Below are 14,996 nucleotides of genomic sequence, written 5' to 3' on the forward strand. Positions count from 1 at the left end.
GTGGGCACGCCGCCAGCGCAGCGCCGCAATTGGGCGGTGGTGCCTTCGGCTTGTCCGCGCGATCAATCGATCACATCAAAGGATGGGGAACCGCTCGAGGCGAAGCAACGTCCGGGCTAGCGCAGTCGGCCAATCGGAATGATTTCCGGCGATGTCTCGAGATATGGCTCGCCCTGCCAACTGCCGAGCCATTCTTCGACGACCAGCCCGGCCTCGTCCAGCATCTGCGCGACGCTTTCCTTTGTCGGGAAGGCTATTTTCGATTCGGCGCTGAGGACCCGCCCGCTGTCGGGGATTTCATAATGGGTCGAGTAGGTGACGACGCCCGTGGCGGGATCGCGTCGGAAATCGTTCCATGCTCTTACCGTGCCCAATCCGGGATGACTCAGTTCCCGTTGCGACCGTTCCGGCGTCCACTCGAGCCATTCCTCCGTGGCTGGATTTCGCGTGTCGAAGATGAAACGTCCGTTGGCAGCCAGATGCGCGGCGATCGTGGCAAGCACCGCCTCTCGATCTTCCGGCGTCAGAAACACCTGGAAGGCATGTCCGGTCAAAAGCACAAGGTCGAAGCGCCGCCCAAGCCTGACGCTGCACGCATCCGCCTCGACCCAGTCGACGCTCTCGCCACCGGCTCTGCGGCGCGCGATATCGAGCATCGCCGGCGCCGGATCGACGCCGGTCACGCTGCGCCGACCGGCGAGCGCGGCGGCCAATTGGCCCGTGCCGCAGCCGAGATCGAGAACCGAGCCGGCACCCTTGGCGAGGCCGACGCAATAGTCGAAGTCCACGCCGGCCTCGTTCTCGATATCGTAGAACTGGACGAGGTTGGGATCGCTGTAGAGACGGTCGGTCATTGTTGGGCCTATAGCTGGAGCCATGGAGCAGCCGAATTCGTGGAATCGAAGCAGCGCTTCAATGATTTGTCGGCAAACCGGTCGGCACCCATCACCGATTCCGCACCACAATGCATGCGCCGCCGACGCTTTGCAGTTTCTGGCAGATGTTGTCGGCCTTGGCTTTGGAGTCGGCGCCGATCCGGACCGCATAGATGCCACGCCTGCCGATCGGCGTGCGCACCCGGCTGACCACCGGATCATGGCCGTTAAGCAAGACCGGGAACCGGCGCTTTACACCGTTCCATTGATTGATCGCGGCAGCGCGGCGGAAATTGCCGGCCACCTGCACGCCCCACGGCTTGATGTTGATCGACGCCATGGCCACGGTTCTGGACATGATCGTTGGCAGCTTGCGGCAGGAGACTGCGAAGTTCGCTTTCTTGTCGAGCGGCTGGATGATGCCGGCATAGGCGGCGTCTGTAAACCTGTCGGCCGGCTCTCCCATGATGTCCAGAACGTAGTTTTCGGTCTCCATCGGCAGGAAGCCACCGGAACTCAGCCAGCGCGACACCCGGCTTTCGCCGGCATTGTAGGCGGCGGCGGCCAGGCCGAGATTGCCGAAGCCGGTTTTCATTTCGGCGAGATATTTTGCCGAGGCCGGGATGGCCTGCTCGATATCGAAGGAATTGGCGAGACCGCGCATCTTGGCTGTGCCCGGCATGAACTGGGCTATGCCTTCGGCGCCGACCGGACTGACCGCATTGGGATCGAAGCGGCTTTCCTTCCAGATCAGCCTGGCAAAAAAATCCTTGGGCAGGCCGTTCTGATCTGCATGGGCCTCGATCAGGTTGCAAACCCGGTCGAGCAGCCTCTGCTTGGCGGGGCGCGGCGGATCGGCCTGGATGGTGGTCGTCCAGCCCAGCCCGCAAAACAGAACCAGCGTCGCCCAGAGGAAGCGCCGCATTGATCTACTCCGCTGCGGCCCTGCCTTGTTGCCCAAACCGCTGCTCGATATAGTCGGCGACCATCTTCTCGAAGTCGGCGGCGATCGAAGGGCCGCGCAGCGTCGCCGCCTTCTTGCCGTCGACGAACACCGGCGCCGTCGGCATCTCGCCGGTGCCGGGCAGCGAAATGCCGATATCGGCGTGCTTGGATTCACCCGGGCCATTGACGATGCAGCCCATCACCGCGACCTTGAGGTTCTCGACGCCGGGATATTTTTCACGCCACACCGGCATGTTCTTCCTGAGATCCGCCTGGATGTTCTGGGCGAGTTCCTGGAACACCGTCGAGGTCGTTCGGCCGCAGCCGGGGCAGGCGGCGACGATCGGCACGAATTGCCGGAACCCCATGGTCTGCAGGAGTTCTTGCGACACTTGCACCTCACGGGTGCGGTCGCCATTCGGCTCCGGTGTCAACGAGATGCGGATCGTGTCGCCAATGCCTTGCTGGAGCAGGATGCCCATCGCCGCGGACGAGGCGACGATGCCTTTCGAACCCATGCCGGCCTCGGTGAGACCAAGATGCAGCGCGTGGTTGGAGCGGGTGGCAAGCTCGGTATAGACCGCGATCAGGTCCTGCACGCCGCTGACCTTGGCCGACAGGATGATCTTCTCGCGGTTAAGGCCGATCTCCTCCGCCATTTCAGCCGAAAGGATCGCCGATTGCACGATCGCCTCGCGGGTCACTTCCTGTGCGGTCAGCGGAAAGCCTTGGCGCTGGTTGTCGTCCATCAGCCGGGTCAGAAGCTCCTGGTCCAGCGAACCCCAGTTGACGCCGATGCGTACCGGTTTGTCATACCGGACCGCCATCTCGACGATCGCCGCGAACTGCCGGTCCTTCTTGTCCTTGAAGCCGACATTGCCGGGATTGATGCGATATTTGGCCAGCGCCTGTGCGCAGGCTGGATGATCGGCGAGCAGCTTGTGGCCGATATAGTGGAAATCGCCGACCAGCGGCACGTTGATGCCGAGCCGTTCGAGCCGCTCCCGGATGGCGGGCACGGCGGCAGCGCTCTCGTCGCGGTCGACGGTGATGCGCACGATCTCGGAGCCGGCGCGATGCAGCGCCGCAACTTGAGCGACCGTCTGGTCGATATCGGCGGTGTCGGTGTTGGTCATCGACTGGACGACGACAGGGGCACCCCCGCCGACCGTCACGCCGCCGACATCGACGCCGACCGACGTGCGGCGCGGGAAGGGAGAGGAAAAATATCCGGTCATGCCGGCTGCCTTTTGTTAGCGCATAGGCCTAGGCCGGAATCGGCCTTCGCAAGGGATCATGCGCAAAATCAAAATGCTACAGCGTCTTTTGCGCGTCCGAAAGGGCGCTGTAGCAGGTCCGGGCATGAGGTGGAGGAGCAAAGATGGCTTGTCAATGGTGACAGGCAGGTAGCCTATCAAATCAATGACAGGAAGACGGCGGCAAACCATCTATCCCGTCCATCTCGATGGAGCAAAATAACGAACCTTCCGGCGGCATGGTTGCTACCGGAAAGAGGATCGCGCCGAAAGCGGCGCCATCCTGCGCATAACCCCGAAAATCGGCATCGATTTTCGGAAAAGGTCATGCGCCAAATCAGAAGCACTACAGCATCCTTTGCGCGCCCAAAGGACGCGCGGCGCTGTAGAAGAGCGTCAGTGCGTGGTCGGTTTCGCCTTCAGTTTTTCAATCTCGTCCTTGAGTGCCAGCTTGCGCCGCTTGAGATTCACGATTTCGAGATCGTCGACGGATGGATGATTCATCGCATCATCGATTTCGCGTTCGATGTCGCCGTGTTTCCGCTGCAGCTCATCAAGATGGGATGCAAGAGACATGATTGGTTCTCCCTTTCATGGTTTCCTCGATTGCAGCCGTCAAGGTGCGTCCACCGCAGGCTCGCTTCTGTGACGGCACAATGACAGTCTGCCACCATCGGGCATCGATGTCGAATGCTGCATGGTAGCATTCCACGACAATGTGAAATGTGGTAAGGGCTGCGCGCCGGCCGCAAAAAAAATGCCGGCGCCGCCCAATCAGGCCCATTTTTGGGCGCCGCAGACGTGCAGACGGTAGATAATGTCCGAACAGGAACAGGCTGATATCCGCCTTGAATATTCTCGGCTGAAGCAGGAGCACGCCGATTTCGACGCGGCCATCAACGCGATGATCGCCATGAACTGCGACCCTCTGCAGATCCAGCGCATGAAGAAGAAGAAGCTTTTCCTGAAAGACCGGCTGATGGCGCTGGAAGACCGGATCATTCCCGACATCATCGCGTGAGCAAATCCCGCTTGCCGTCTCGGCAAAAACGGCTCATCCCGTGATCGAAAGCCTTGCGGCGCGTTCGCGCAGCAGGGCGATGAGGTCGGCGGTCTTCTCCTCTGAGGTGTCGATGGGAACCACTAGGCACATCGTCGCCTCGACCTTGCCCGGTGCCGAAAAGACCGGCGCAGCAAGGCATTTCGTATAGGCGTCAACAAGGCCCGAGGTCACACAATAGCCGGCGGTCCCGGCCAAGGCGATATCGGCTATGAAGTCGTCGAGCAGCAATCTGCGGCCATCCGGCAGGACGAGATCGTCTTCAGACACCATGTCCTCGATCAGCCTCCTTTCGAAACCGGCGAGAAGCAGCCGCCCGGAAGCGGTCCAGGGAAGCGGGATCTGCAGACCTGTGGCCGAGCTGATCCGGAACGGCCTGGTGCCCGGACTTGAATGGACAATTGTGTAGCGGCCGCTTTGCAGCATGCACAATTCAGAGGTTTCGCCTGTCTCGCGCGACAGATTGTCGACTTCCTGACGCCCTCTCCTGAGCAGGTCGTTGCCGCGCACATAGTCCATTCCGTAGAGATAAAGCTTCTTGCCGAAATAGACGCGATTGCCGTCGCCGGCCATTTCCAGCAGGCCCGCATCGACGAGCGAGCGCACGAGCGTGTAGGTCGTCGAGCGGGGCGCATTCACGCCCTTGGCGAGATCGCCGATCCCGATCGCACGCTGGGTCGCGTGAAGAAACTCCAGGATCTGGAGCACACGATTGAGACCCTTCTCGCGAGAGCCCGAAGTCTTGTCTTCGTCCGGGCCGGCGTCGGTCCGGACTGCCAACGCATTGCCATCTTGCATTGTCGATTCCCGATGTTAGTATCTGTCTTGTACAGGATACATGTGTCTTTTGTAAGAGACAATCTGGGAAATCCCTGGCACACGTATCGGCAAAGGGGAACACAACGCGAAAAGGAGGTCGCCGTGAACGACACATCCAAGAGACGTGAATTTCTAAAACTGGGAATGGCCGGGCTTGCAACGGCCGGAGTGGTGGGCGCGGCAGCAACGGTCGATGTCCAGAAGGCGGCGGCGCAGGCGGCGGCGGACAGTCTGCTGCGCACTGTTCTCGATCGCGGCAAGCTGATCGTCGGCACCGGCAGCACCAACGCGCCCTGGCACTTCGAGAACGATGCCGGCGAACTCGTCGGCATGGACATCACGATGGGGCGAATTCTTGCCAAGGGACTTTTCGACGATCCGACCTTGGTCGAATTCGTCATGCAGGATCCGGCGCAGCGCATTCCGAACGTGACCACCAACAAGGTCGACATCACCATCCAGTTCATGACCATGACCGCCCAGCGCTCGCAGCTGATCAACTTCTCCAGGCCGTATTACGTCGAAGGCGTCGCTCTGCTGACCCTTCCGACCGCCGAAAACAAGACCTTCGACAAGCTGCTAGCCGGCGGCTCGGCAACGCGTATTTCCATCCTGCAGAATGTCGATGCCGAGGCAAATGTGCATATTGTCCTGCCGGAGTCGCAGGTGATGCAGATCGACACCCAGGCCAACGTGCTGCAGGCGCTGGAGTCCAAGCGGGTCGACGCCGCCGCGGTCGATCTGTCGACGGTGCGCTGGCTCGCCTCGCGCAATCCGGACAAATATTTCGATGCCGGCAAGAGCTGGTTCTCGATGCTTTACGGTGCGGCGCTGCGACAAGGCGATCCTGACTGGCTGGCCTTCGTCAACACAAGCTTCGCGACTGCAATGTTCGGTCATGAAACGGCGCTCTACGACGCGGCGTTCAAGGACTATTTCGGGTTGGAGCCGCCGGCGCGCCATCCCGGTTTTCCGGTCATCTGATATAGCTGGCGGAAGGGCAGCATTCATCGCCCTTCCGCCTCTTTTCTCCTCGATGGCCCCCTGGCACTGAGGCGGACGCATGGGCTATACTCTCAACTTCAACCTGATCTGGCGGCATTTCGACAAGCTGTGGGGTGGCCTGCTGCTCAGTCTCGAACTCGCCGTGATCTCGATCGCCATCGGCATCGTCATCGGGCTCGTTCTAGCGGTCTGGTACGTTTCGGCCGGGCGCGTGGTGCGGGCCATCATCGCCGCCTATGTCGAGTTCATCCGCAACGTGCCCCTGATCCTGCTCGTCTATCTGGTCTTCTATGGCCTGCCGACGGTGGTCGACATCGCCTACTCGGCGCAGACCTCGTTCGTTGCCACACTGTCCCTCTATAGCGGCGCTTATCTCGTCGAGGTGTTTCGTTCGGGGCTCGAGGCCGTTCCGCGCGGCCAGATCGACGCCGGCAAGGCGATCGGCCTGACGCCCTGGCAGCGTCTGCTCCATGTGCGCCTGCCAACAATGCTGCGGATAACGCTGCCCGCGCTTTCCAACACGTTCATATCGCTCTTCAAGGACACGTCCGTCGCCTCGGTCATTTCGGTGCCCGAGCTCACCTATGGCGCCCAATGGATCAACTTCAACACGTTCCGGATCGTGGAGGTCTACCTTGTGGTGACGGCGATGTACCTCTTCACGGGCTACGCCCTTCTCTATGCGCTTCGGCTTGTCGAGCGCTGGTTCAAGGTGGCGCACTAGGATGCTCGGCCAGATCCTCTACGCCTTGCCCTTCCTGGCCCAGGGTTTTGCCGTGACCCTGTGGGTGTCGCTGCTGGTCGTGGTGCTGTCGCTCATCGCCGGCGTATTGATGGGCGTCGGCCTTGTCTATGGCCCGGCTCCGCTGCGCTGGGTGGTGCGCATTTTCAGCGACACCATACGCGGCATCCCGATCCTGGTGCTCATCTTCTTCGTCTACTACGGCCTGCCTGCTGTCGGCATCCATCTGGAATCCTTCTGGGCAGCCGTGCTGGCGCTCACTTTGTTCAAGACCGCGCAGGTCGTCGAATACCTCAGGGGCGCGGTCGGTTCCATACCGAAGGGGCAGTCCGAAGCGGCGATGGCGATCGGGCTGACCTTTCGCCAGCGACTGGCCTACGTCGTCTTCCCGCAAGCATTCAGGCGCTTCCTGCCGCCATGGATCAATGGCGTCACCGATGCGGTAAAGGGCAGCGCGCTGGTCTCGCTGCTCGGCATCACTGACCTGATGCATGCCATCAACCAGGTCATCGGCCGCACCTACGAGGCGATGCCGCTCTACATCCTTGGCGCGGTCATCTACTTCACCGTCAATTACGCCCTTTCGCTCGCCAGCCGGCGGCTGGAGCGGCGCTTCTCCTTCATCCGGGAATAGCAAGATGTCCACACATGCCAATCCGGTACTTCTCGATGTCTCCAACGTCTCCAAATCCTTTGGATCCGTCGAGGTCTTGCGTTCCGTCAGCTTGCAGGTAGAGCGCGGCGAGGTGGTGACGGTCATTGGACCTTCCGGCAGCGGCAAGACCACGCTGCTGCGCTGCGTCAACTTCCTGGAGAGCTACGACAGCGGCTCCATCCGCATCGACGGCAAGGAGGTCGGCTTCCGCGAGACCGGAACACGCCAGCGTCGCAGCGAGCGCGACCTGGCTGCGATGCGGGCAGAGACCGGAATGGTGTTCCAGAGTTTCAACCTGTTCCCGCATCTGACAGCGGCCGGCAACATCATGCTTGGCCTGCGCAAGGTGCGCGGCAAGAGCAGCGCCGAGGCTCGCCAGATTGCCGAGCACTGGCTCGGCCGGGTCGGCCTCGCCCATAAGGCGGACAGCCTGCCGGCCGAGCTTTCCGGCGGTCAGCAGCAGCGCGTCGGTATCGCCCGCGCGGTGGCGATGGAGCCGAAAATCCTGCTTCTCGACGAAATAACGTCGGCGCTCGATCCAGAACTCGTCGGCGAGGTGCTCGAGGTCGTGCGCAGCCTGGCTGAAGACGGCATGACGATGGTGATGGTCACGCATGAGATGGCCTTTGCGCGCGACGCTTCGAGCCGAATCGTCTTCATGGCGGATGGCGGCGTCAGCGCCGCAGGGCCGCCTGCCGAGATTCTGGGCGCGGAGATCGACAACGAGCGTCTTCGCAGCTTCCTGGCGCGGTTTCGCGCCTCGCATTTCTGACATCAGACGGCGAAAGCTGTCGCAAGGAGCTTTTTCATGACGCCTTACATCCGGCTCGCCGAATTGGGCCTGACGCTGCCCGAGCCGCCGACGCCCATCGCCAATTTCGTCACCCATGCCGAGAGCGGACGGCTGATCTTCCTTTCCGGACAGGGACCGTTGCGCGCCGATGGCACGCTTTGCACCGGCAAGGTGGGCGAGGACATTACGGTGGAGGAAGCCTATGAGCATGCCCGCCTCACCGGTTTGAACCTGCTCGCCGTCATGCATGCCGCGGCAGGCGACCTCGGCCGCATCGTGCGCGTCGTCAAGCTGCTTGGCTTCGTCAATGCGATTCCGACGTTCAGCGACCACCCGAAAGTGGTCAACGGCTGCTCCGATCTTTTCGCCGCTGTCTTTGATAGGATCGGCGGCCACGCCCGTTCGGCGATCGGTGTCGGCTCCTTGCCTGGGAACATCACAGTCGAAATCGAGGCGGTCGTCGAGATCGCCGCCTGAATTTTCACCCATGGATATGCAGCGATGAAAACCTATTCCGCAAACGGCTCCAACACCACAATTCGCGAACGGCTCGGCCTTCGCCAGATCATCAACGTTTCCGGCACGATGACGGCGCTCGGCGCCTCGATCATCGTCCCGGAAGCGATCGCCGCGATGTCGGAGATCGCTTCGCAATGGGTGGAGATGGACGATCTGCAACGCGCCGCAAGCGCGATCGTCGCGCGCCTCACCGGCGGCGAGGCCGGTTTCATCACGGCTTGCTGCGCCAGCGGCATCACCATGGCGATTGCCGGCGCGATGACCGGCACCAACCTTCTCGCGATCGAGCGGCTGCCGGACGACACCGAGGGCCTCAAGTCGGAGGTCATCGTCCAGCTCGGCCATATCGTCAACTACGGCGCGCCGATCGACCAGTCGATCCGGCTGGCGGGGGCCAGGACCGTACCGGCCGGCACGGTCAGCGTGACGCAGGACTATCACGTCCGCGACGCAATCCGCGACCGCACGGCGGCCGGCCTCTATGTTGTTGCGCATCACACGGTGCAATACGGCATGCTCTCGCTCGAGGAGTTCTGCGAGATCTGCCACGCCAGGGGCGTCCCGGTGATCGTCGACGCCGCCTCCGAATACGACCTGCGCGGCTTTCTCGCGCGCGGCGCCGACATCGTCGTCTATAGCGGCCACAAATTCCTCAGTGGGCCGACCAGCGGCATCGTGACGGGGCGCAAAGATCTGGTGCGGGCCGCCTATCTCCAGAATCGCGGCGTCGCGCGGGCGATGAAGGTCGGCAAGGAAAGCATCGCCGGCACCATGGCCGCGCTCGAGGCCTGGGAGCGGCGCGACCATGCCGGCATCCGCAAGCGGGAGGAAGCGGCTTTGCATCTGTGGAAAGACGCATTGCAAGGCCTGCCCGGCATCGCCGCGCATGTCATCCCCGATCCGACCGCCAATCCGCTCGACCGCTTGCAGGTGTTTGTTACGCCTGAGAGCAGATTCACCGCTGCCGGCCTTGCCTCGGCGCTGGCGGCGGGCTCGCCTCCCATCATCGTGCGCAATCACGAGGTCGAGCGTGGCCACTTCTTCCTCGACCCGTGCAATCTTCATCCGGGTGAGGCGGCAATCGTCGCCGAGCAGCTTCGCGCCGTGCTGACCGCGAAGGAGCGTCCTGCGGATGCGATGAAGGCGGCTCGCAAGGAGTCCGCCGGCGCCTTGCGCTGGCCGGATTAGGCAGCGAGGGCACAGCTGCCCGAATGCTGCGCAGAGGCACCGCATCCTTGCCGTCGCTGCCGAATTCCGCTAATGCGCGCCTTTGTCGCCGGGGAGCAGAAGCTTGGACGATCAACGCGCCGACGTCGCCATCATCATGGGCAGCCAGTCCGACTGGGCGACGATGCGCCACGCCGCCGAAACGCTGGAGGCGCTGGGCATCCCACACAGGCGGCTGATCGTCTCGGCCCATCGCACTCCCGACAGGCTCTATGACTTCGCCAAGGGCGCCAAGGCGGCTGGTTTTCGGGTGATCATCGCCGGCGCCGGCGGTGCGGCGCACCTGCCCGGCATGACGGCGGCGATGACCCCGCTCCCCGTTTTCGGCGTGCCGGTGGAATCGAAGGCACTTTCCGGACAGGATTCGTTGCTCTCCATCGTTCAGATGCCGGCCGGCATTCCGGTCGGCACGCTGGCCATCGGCAAGGCAGGCGCCACCAACGCCGCCCTTCTGGCTGCGGCCGTGCTGGCGCTGACTGACGAAAAGCTCGCTGCCCGGCTCGATGCCTGGCGCGCCGCCCAAACCGCCAAGGTCGCCGCCGAGCCCACGGACACGCCATGAGCCTGCCCGCCGGCTCGACCATCGGCATCATCGGCGGCGGCCAACTCGGCCGCATGCTGGCCATGGCCGCGGCCCGCCTCGGTTACCGCACGGTAGTGCTGGAACCGCAGCCGGACTGCCCAGCGGCACAAGTCGCCAATCGGCAGATCGCCGCTGCCTACGACGATACGGCCGCGCTCGCCGAACTGGCGGCAGTCAGCGCCGTCGTCACCTACGAGTTCGAGAACGTGCCGGTGGCAGCCGCCAGCGCGCTTGCCGTCACGGTCCCGGTCCATCCGCCGGCGCGCGCGCTGGAAGTGGCGCAGGACCGGGTGGCGGAGAAGAAATTCCTCAACGGCATCGGCGTCCCCACCGCGGATTTCTGCCCCGTCGACAATGACGACGAACTGACGGCGGCGCTGAGAAAGTTTGGTGGCAGCGGCATATTGAAGACCAGGCGCATGGGCTATGACGGCAAGGGCCAGCGTGTCTTCCGCAACATGGAAACCGGCGGCTTTGCCGGCACCTGCGAGTCGATGGGCAACGTGCCGTTGATCCTCGAATCCTTTGTCGACTTCGAACGCGAGATTTCGGTGATCGCGGCGCGCGGCATAGACGGTTCGCTCGCCGCCTACGATCCGGCAGAAAACGTCCACCGCGACGGCATCCTGCACAGTTCGACCCTGCCAGCTGGAATAACATCCGAAACAGCGGTTTCGGCGCAGGCGGCAGCGGCAGAAATACTTGCGGCGCTCGACTATGTCGGCGTCATCGGCATCGAGTTCTTTGTCCTGGCCGACGGCTCGCTGCTGGCCAATGAGATCGCCCCGCGCGTTCACAATTCCGGCCACTGGACGGAAGCCGCCTGCATCGTCTCGCAATTCGAGCAGCACATTCGCGCCGTCGCCGGCCTGCCGCTGGGAAATCCCGGCCGCCATTTCGACTGCGTCATGGAAAACCTGATCGGCGACGACATCCTGCGCGTCCCAGCCCTGCTCGCCGAGCCTGATCTGATGCTGCATCTTTACGGCAAGGCCGAGGCCCGGCCCGGCCGCAAGATGGGCCATTTTACGCGAATGAGCCGTCATCGGCTCATCTAGGAAGCATGCTTGCGGTTGACACGGGCAAGGCTCCTCGTTTATGAGCCACGCACAAGTTGAAAGGCGCGCTTTCCGGGCGCGCCTTAATAATTCGGCCCGGGACCGGGCCCAGACCGACGGGCAAGACCATGAAGATCAAGAATTCGCTCAAGGCGCTGAAGGCGCGTCACCGCGACAACCAACTGGTTCGCCGCAAGGGCCGTATCTACATCATCAACAAGACCGCTCCGCGCTACAAGGCGCGCCAGGGCTGAGTTTTAGGCCGGAGGCTGTTTGTCTCCGTCCACATGATGTTTATTGCCGTCATGCCGGCCTTCTCACGCTAAATTCAGTTTGACGATCCGCTGTCCGGAGCTAGATTCCGGCTATGCGGATTCTTTTTGCATTCCTCGCGGCGCTTTTTCTTTTCGGTTCCGCCTCGCTTCCGGCTCAAGCGGACGACCCGGTCGCACCTCCGGTCGCCACGACCAGAGAGGCAAGGCTCGACCAGTTGTTCGCCGACCTGAAGCGCGAGCGCAACGAAAAAGCCGCCGAGCGCATCGCCGCGCGCATCTCGAACGAGTGGGCGCAATCCGGCAGCGCCTCGATCGACCTGATGTTGCAATGGTCGCAAAAGGCGATCGAAGACCAGAAGTTCGACGTAGCGCTCGATTTCCTCGATCAGGTGGTGACCTTGCAACCGGCGTTTGCGGAAGGATGGAACCGGCGCGCCACCGCGCATTTCATGATGAAGAACTTTGGAAAATCGATGTCGGACATCGACCGCACGCTGCAGCTCGAACCTCGCCATTTCGGCGCGCTTTCCGGCCTGGCGCAGATCATGACCGTAACCGGCCACAAGGAGTCGGCGCTGGAAGCATGGCAGCGCGTGCTCGGCATCTATCCGATGTTGCGCAGCGCCCAGGATCAGGTCGGCGCGCTTTCGGAAGAGCTCGCCGGCGAAGGGATTTGATACCGGAGGGTCAGTGCCCCAGGCTGCGACGTTCCCACGGCAATTTCAACATTGCCGTCGATCTCGCGCTGGCCATAACCACCTTTCCAGTCAGTGAAAAGAGCAATTTCGTCGCTTTTGCCTATCTCGGCGCTGCTTGTCGGTGAGCGCGATGTGTGGTTTCTGTATAGGGTTAGAGTGGTTGGGCAATCATGATTGCAGCTTACATCGACGAGTTCATAATGTTTTGCGCCGGTCTATGGATGTCGGGCGTCGGCTACGGGTTCCTCCAGATGCCAAACCAATCCCAAGCCGGACAACAGGCCTGGTTGGCACGCCTTCCCAGCCATTTCAAATGGATGGGGCCGCTCTTGCTGATAATCTCGATCGTACTCGCCGTCGCCTCACCTTCTTGATCCGGTTGCAGGCAACAGGTTGCTGCGCTCCGCATCGAGGCGAGGCTTCAGCTTGGTGAATTCGCCTGTGGGCGGCCTAAAAGCGTGTCGCATGAATCAGTTCAAACGCGACGCGCTTTAGCGGCTGGCCTGCATCTCCGATCCGACATAGGCGATGCGCAGCATGTTGGTGGAGCCCGGCGTCCTCAGCGGCACGCCGGCCGTGATGATGACCCGGTCGCCCGGCTTGCCGAATCCCTCGTCCAAAGCAATGCGGCAGGCGCGGTCGACCATGTCGTCGAGGTCGATTGCATCGGGCGAGACGACGCAATGCGTGCCCCACAAAAGCGACAGCCGCCGCGCCGTGTTGACAATCGGCGACAGCGCGACGATCGGCACCTGCGGCCGCTCGCGCGCAGCGCGCAGGCCGGTCGTGCCGGACGCCGTATAGCTGATGATCGCCGACAGTTTCAGCGTCTCGGCGATTTCGCGGGCGGCCAGCGAGATGGCGTCGGCGCCGGTCGCTTCCGGCTGCGAGCGCTGCGCATTGATGATGCCGGCATAGGTCGGGTCGGTTTCGACCTTGGTGGCGATACGGTCCATCATCGCCACCGCCTCGACCGGGTAGGCGCCGGCCGCGGACTCCGCCGAGAGCATGATGGCGTCGGCGCCTTCGAACACGGCGATCGAGACGTCCGACACCTCGGCGCGGGTCGGCACGGGTGCTGCGATCATCGATTCCAGCATCTGCGTGGCGATCACCACCGGCTTGCCGGCGCGGCGCGCGGCGCGGGTGATCTGCTTCTGGATGCCGGGCACGGCTTCGAGCGGCATTTCGACGCCGAGATCGCCGCGGGCGACCATCAGTGCGTCCGAAAGTTCGATGATCTCGGCCAGCCGGGCAACGGCTTGCGGCTTTTCGATCTTGGCCATGATGAGCGCCCGGCCACGCGCGATCTTGCGCGCTTCCGCCAGATCCTCCGGCCGCTGCACGAACGACAGCGCCACCCAGTCGACGCCGGTGGCAAGCACCGCATCGAGGTCCCTGCGGTCCTTTTCGGTCAGCGCGCCGACCGGCAGGTCGGTGTCGGGCAGGCTGACGCCTTTCCTGTCGGAGATGGTGGTGCCGGCGACGACGGTGCAGACGATCGCCTTGCCGTCGCTTTTCACCGCCTTTAGCTCGAGCTTGCCGTCGTCGATCAGAAGGCGGTGTCCAACCTCGACCGATCTCAGGATTTCGGGATGGGGCAGATAAACCCTGGTCGAATTGCCAGGCTCGGGATTGTCGTCGAGCGTGAACGTCTGGCCGAGTGTCAGAGCCTCCTTGCCGCTGGCGAATTTGCCGACCCGCAGCTTGGGGCCCTGCAGGTCGGCGAGAATGCCGATCGGCCGGCCGACCGCTTTCTCGACCGCGCGGATGCGAGCGACAAGCGTGCGCATCAATTCATGATCGGTGTGGCTCATATTGATGCGAAACACGTCGGCGCCGGCTTCGAAGAGCTTCTTCAACATGTCCTCGGAGGAGGAGGCCGGACCGATGGTGGCGAGTATCTTGACCTTGCGGCTGCGTCTCATTGACTGTTTGTTCCCGGGGCGGCTGGAGCGCCCCCCGTTGCGGGGTCGTCGGTCAGCTGGACCATCCAGCTTGCCTGCTCGCCCGTGTCATATTCCTGGAATCCGGCGCGCTGGAAGCCCCGGGCGACGCAATCGGCAACGCCGGCGATCTTGAACTCTTTTTCGGCCACGCACATGTTGATCGGGCCATCCCAGCGCCCGCCGCGCTCCGCGTCTTCTGCATAGAGATAGTAAAACCTTGATGACAGCGGCCCTTCGATCAACGTCTTGCAGCTCGATCCTTCGATGTGCCACCAGCCTTCGGTGATCCAGCCGGCCTTGGCGCGATAGCCGATGCCGACGCCGACCAGGTTCTGCGTGGCGTTGCAGACACGGAAATCGGCGCGCGCGGGCGAGGCAGCAACCATCGCGGCGAGGCCCACAGCAAGGCTCAGGAGCGGCATGGCGAAGGCATAGCGCACGCGCGGCCTGCCGGCGGAACCCATCCTGAAACCCCTCAAGAACCACATTTGCATCTCTCAACGCCCCTTTTCGGAAAAGTCCGGGCGCATGTCAACG

At 62.8% G+C, this 14,996-nt stretch carries 19 protein-coding genes; 12 read left to right on the forward strand and 7 right to left on the reverse strand.

The window, feature by feature from the left end; all coding sequences use genetic code 11:
• Nucleotides 1-116: 116 nt before the first annotated feature.
• The 4 genes from EJ066_RS04665 to EJ066_RS04680 all read right to left on the reverse strand — a co-directional run bounded on the left by EJ066_RS04665 (nucleotide 117) and on the right by EJ066_RS04680 (nucleotide 3,652).
• The gene (locus EJ066_RS04665) at nucleotides 117-854 is read right to left on the reverse strand and encodes a class I SAM-dependent methyltransferase (protein WP_126035352.1); all 738 of its coding nucleotides are present in this window, start codon (nucleotides 852-854) and stop codon (nucleotides 117-119) included.
• 91 nt (nucleotides 855-945) lie between these two features.
• Nucleotides 946-1,800, reverse strand: coding sequence for a lytic transglycosylase domain-containing protein (locus EJ066_RS04670; RefSeq protein WP_126035354.1), 855 nt, complete (start codon nucleotides 1,798-1,800; stop codon nucleotides 946-948).
• Nucleotides 1,801-1,804: 4 nt separating this feature from the next.
• The gene (gene ispG, locus EJ066_RS04675; RefSeq protein ID WP_126035357.1) at nucleotides 1,805-3,058 is read right to left on the reverse strand and encodes a flavodoxin-dependent (E)-4-hydroxy-3-methylbut-2-enyl-diphosphate synthase; all 1,254 of its coding nucleotides are present in this window, start codon (nucleotides 3,056-3,058) and stop codon (nucleotides 1,805-1,807) included.
• A gap of 414 nt (nucleotides 3,059-3,472) precedes the next feature.
• Entirely contained in the window at nucleotides 3,473-3,652 is a 180-nt protein-coding gene (locus tag EJ066_RS04680) for a YdcH family protein (protein WP_095487303.1), read from the reverse strand.
• 241 nt (nucleotides 3,653-3,893) lie between these two features.
• Between EJ066_RS04680 and EJ066_RS04685 the strand changes: the two genes are divergently transcribed.
• Nucleotides 3,894-4,097 carry a YdcH family protein gene (locus tag EJ066_RS04685; protein ID WP_077380473.1) on the forward strand — a complete coding sequence of 68 codons (204 nt, stop codon included), beginning with the start codon at nucleotides 3,894-3,896 and terminating at the stop codon, nucleotides 4,095-4,097.
• Between the two features lie 33 nt (nucleotides 4,098-4,130).
• Here EJ066_RS04685 and EJ066_RS04690 read toward each other — a convergent pair whose 3' ends face one another.
• Nucleotides 4,131-4,934: an IclR family transcriptional regulator gene (locus EJ066_RS04690; RefSeq protein ID WP_126035359.1), complete on the reverse strand. Its 804-nt coding sequence runs from the start codon at nucleotides 4,932-4,934 to the stop codon at nucleotides 4,131-4,133.
• A gap of 165 nt (nucleotides 4,935-5,099) precedes the next feature.
• Here EJ066_RS04690 and EJ066_RS04695 point away from each other — a divergent pair, with 165 nt between their 5' ends.
• The 11 genes from EJ066_RS04695 (at nucleotide 5,100) to EJ066_RS31740 (ending at nucleotide 12,884) form a co-directional block, all read left to right on the forward strand.
• Nucleotides 5,100-5,939, forward strand: coding sequence for a transporter substrate-binding domain-containing protein (locus tag EJ066_RS04695; RefSeq protein ID WP_210211063.1), 840 nt, complete (start codon nucleotides 5,100-5,102; stop codon nucleotides 5,937-5,939).
• 79 nt (nucleotides 5,940-6,018) lie between these two features.
• A complete protein-coding gene (locus EJ066_RS04700) occupies nucleotides 6,019-6,684 on the forward strand; it encodes an amino acid ABC transporter permease (RefSeq protein WP_126035364.1) in 666 nt (221 codons plus the stop codon).
• A 1-nt stretch (nucleotide 6,685) separates the two neighbouring features.
• Nucleotides 6,686-7,336 (forward strand): amino acid ABC transporter permease, encoded by a 651-nt coding sequence (locus EJ066_RS04705; protein ID WP_126035366.1) that lies wholly within the window; start codon nucleotides 6,686-6,688, stop codon nucleotides 7,334-7,336.
• A gap of 4 nt (nucleotides 7,337-7,340) precedes the next feature.
• The gene (locus EJ066_RS04710) at nucleotides 7,341-8,129 is read left to right on the forward strand and encodes an amino acid ABC transporter ATP-binding protein (protein WP_126035368.1); all 789 of its coding nucleotides are present in this window, start codon (nucleotides 7,341-7,343) and stop codon (nucleotides 8,127-8,129) included.
• A 36-nt stretch (nucleotides 8,130-8,165) separates the two neighbouring features.
• The gene (locus EJ066_RS04715) at nucleotides 8,166-8,627 is read left to right on the forward strand and encodes a RidA family protein (protein WP_126035370.1); all 462 of its coding nucleotides are present in this window, start codon (nucleotides 8,166-8,168) and stop codon (nucleotides 8,625-8,627) included.
• Nucleotides 8,628-8,651: 24 nt separating this feature from the next.
• Complete coding sequence (locus tag EJ066_RS04720; protein ID WP_126035372.1) at nucleotides 8,652-9,857, forward strand: aminotransferase class V-fold PLP-dependent enzyme; 1,206 nt, start codon at nucleotides 8,652-8,654, stop codon at nucleotides 9,855-9,857.
• 103 nt (nucleotides 9,858-9,960) lie between these two features.
• Nucleotides 9,961-10,458 carry a 5-(carboxyamino)imidazole ribonucleotide mutase gene (gene purE / locus EJ066_RS04725; RefSeq protein ID WP_126035374.1) on the forward strand — a complete coding sequence of 166 codons (498 nt, stop codon included), beginning with the start codon at nucleotides 9,961-9,963 and terminating at the stop codon, nucleotides 10,456-10,458.
• On the forward strand, nucleotides 10,455-11,537 hold the full coding sequence (locus tag EJ066_RS04730) for a 5-(carboxyamino)imidazole ribonucleotide synthase (RefSeq protein WP_126035376.1): 1,083 nt from the start codon (nucleotides 10,455-10,457) through the stop codon (nucleotides 11,535-11,537). The genes purE and EJ066_RS04730 overlap by 4 nt, the downstream gene beginning before the upstream one ends.
• Nucleotides 11,538-11,665: 128 nt before the next feature.
• Complete coding sequence (gene ykgO / locus EJ066_RS04735) at nucleotides 11,666-11,791, forward strand: type B 50S ribosomal protein L36 (RefSeq protein WP_006203764.1); 126 nt, start codon at nucleotides 11,666-11,668, stop codon at nucleotides 11,789-11,791.
• Nucleotides 11,792-11,904: 113 nt separating this feature from the next.
• Complete coding sequence (locus EJ066_RS04740) at nucleotides 11,905-12,489, forward strand: hypothetical protein (RefSeq protein WP_126035378.1); 585 nt, start codon at nucleotides 11,905-11,907, stop codon at nucleotides 12,487-12,489.
• A gap of 191 nt (nucleotides 12,490-12,680) precedes the next feature.
• Entirely contained in the window at nucleotides 12,681-12,884 is a 204-nt protein-coding gene (locus EJ066_RS31740; protein WP_126035380.1) for a hypothetical protein, read from the forward strand.
• 117 nt (nucleotides 12,885-13,001) lie between these two features.
• Here EJ066_RS31740 and pyk read toward each other — a convergent pair whose 3' ends face one another.
• Together pyk and EJ066_RS04755 are read right to left on the reverse strand one after the other, a co-directional pair.
• Nucleotides 13,002-14,438 (reverse strand): pyruvate kinase, encoded by a 1,437-nt coding sequence (gene pyk / locus EJ066_RS04750; RefSeq protein ID WP_126035382.1) that lies wholly within the window; start codon nucleotides 14,436-14,438, stop codon nucleotides 13,002-13,004.
• Nucleotides 14,435-14,881, reverse strand: coding sequence for a DUF1036 domain-containing protein (locus EJ066_RS04755; protein WP_245455182.1), 447 nt, complete (start codon nucleotides 14,879-14,881; stop codon nucleotides 14,435-14,437). The genes pyk and EJ066_RS04755 overlap by 4 nt, the downstream gene beginning before the upstream one ends.
• Between the last annotated feature and the right edge of the window lie 115 nt (nucleotides 14,882-14,996).

Origin of the sequence: Mesorhizobium sp. M9A.F.Ca.ET.002.03.1.2 (assembly GCF_003952365.1) — a bacterium.
Lineage (GTDB): Bacteria > Pseudomonadota > Alphaproteobacteria > Rhizobiales > Rhizobiaceae > Mesorhizobium.

Bases quoted from the DNA above. Each gene is read 5' to 3' on its own strand.
- EJ066_RS04665 (WP_126035352.1), bottom strand. From the start codon at position 854: ATGACCGACCGTCTCTACAGCGATCCCAACCTCGTCCAGTTCTACGAT.
- EJ066_RS04670 (WP_126035354.1), bottom strand. From the start codon at position 1,800: ATGCGGCGCTTCCTCTGGGCGACGCTGGTTCTGTTTTGCGGGCTGGGC.
- ispG (WP_126035357.1), bottom strand. From the start codon at position 3,058: ATGACCGGATATTTTTCCTCTCCCTTCCCGCGCCGCACGTCGGTCGGC.
- EJ066_RS04680 (WP_095487303.1), bottom strand. From the start codon at position 3,652: ATGTCTCTTGCATCCCATCTTGATGAGCTGCAGCGGAAACACGGCGAC.
- EJ066_RS04685 (WP_077380473.1), top strand. From the start codon at position 3,894: ATGTCCGAACAGGAACAGGCTGATATCCGCCTTGAATATTCTCGGCTG.
- EJ066_RS04690 (WP_126035359.1), bottom strand. From the start codon at position 4,934: ATGCAAGATGGCAATGCGTTGGCAGTCCGGACCGACGCCGGCCCGGAC.
- EJ066_RS04695 (WP_210211063.1), top strand. From the start codon at position 5,100: ATGGCCGGGCTTGCAACGGCCGGAGTGGTGGGCGCGGCAGCAACGGTC.
- EJ066_RS04700 (WP_126035364.1), top strand. From the start codon at position 6,019: ATGGGCTATACTCTCAACTTCAACCTGATCTGGCGGCATTTCGACAAG.
- EJ066_RS04705 (WP_126035366.1), top strand. From the start codon at position 6,686: ATGCTCGGCCAGATCCTCTACGCCTTGCCCTTCCTGGCCCAGGGTTTT.
- EJ066_RS04710 (WP_126035368.1), top strand. From the start codon at position 7,341: ATGTCCACACATGCCAATCCGGTACTTCTCGATGTCTCCAACGTCTCC.
- EJ066_RS04715 (WP_126035370.1), top strand. From the start codon at position 8,166: ATGACGCCTTACATCCGGCTCGCCGAATTGGGCCTGACGCTGCCCGAG.
- EJ066_RS04720 (WP_126035372.1), top strand. From the start codon at position 8,652: ATGAAAACCTATTCCGCAAACGGCTCCAACACCACAATTCGCGAACGG.
- EJ066_RS04730 (WP_126035376.1), top strand. From the start codon at position 10,455: ATGAGCCTGCCCGCCGGCTCGACCATCGGCATCATCGGCGGCGGCCAA.
- ykgO (WP_006203764.1), top strand. From the start codon at position 11,666: ATGAAGATCAAGAATTCGCTCAAGGCGCTGAAGGCGCGTCACCGCGAC.
- EJ066_RS04740 (WP_126035378.1), top strand. From the start codon at position 11,905: ATGCGGATTCTTTTTGCATTCCTCGCGGCGCTTTTTCTTTTCGGTTCC.
- EJ066_RS31740 (WP_126035380.1), top strand. From the start codon at position 12,681: ATGATTGCAGCTTACATCGACGAGTTCATAATGTTTTGCGCCGGTCTA.
- pyk (WP_126035382.1), bottom strand. From the start codon at position 14,438: ATGAGACGCAGCCGCAAGGTCAAGATACTCGCCACCATCGGTCCGGCC.
- EJ066_RS04755 (WP_245455182.1), bottom strand. From the start codon at position 14,881: ATGCCGCTCCTGAGCCTTGCTGTGGGCCTCGCCGCGATGGTTGCTGCC.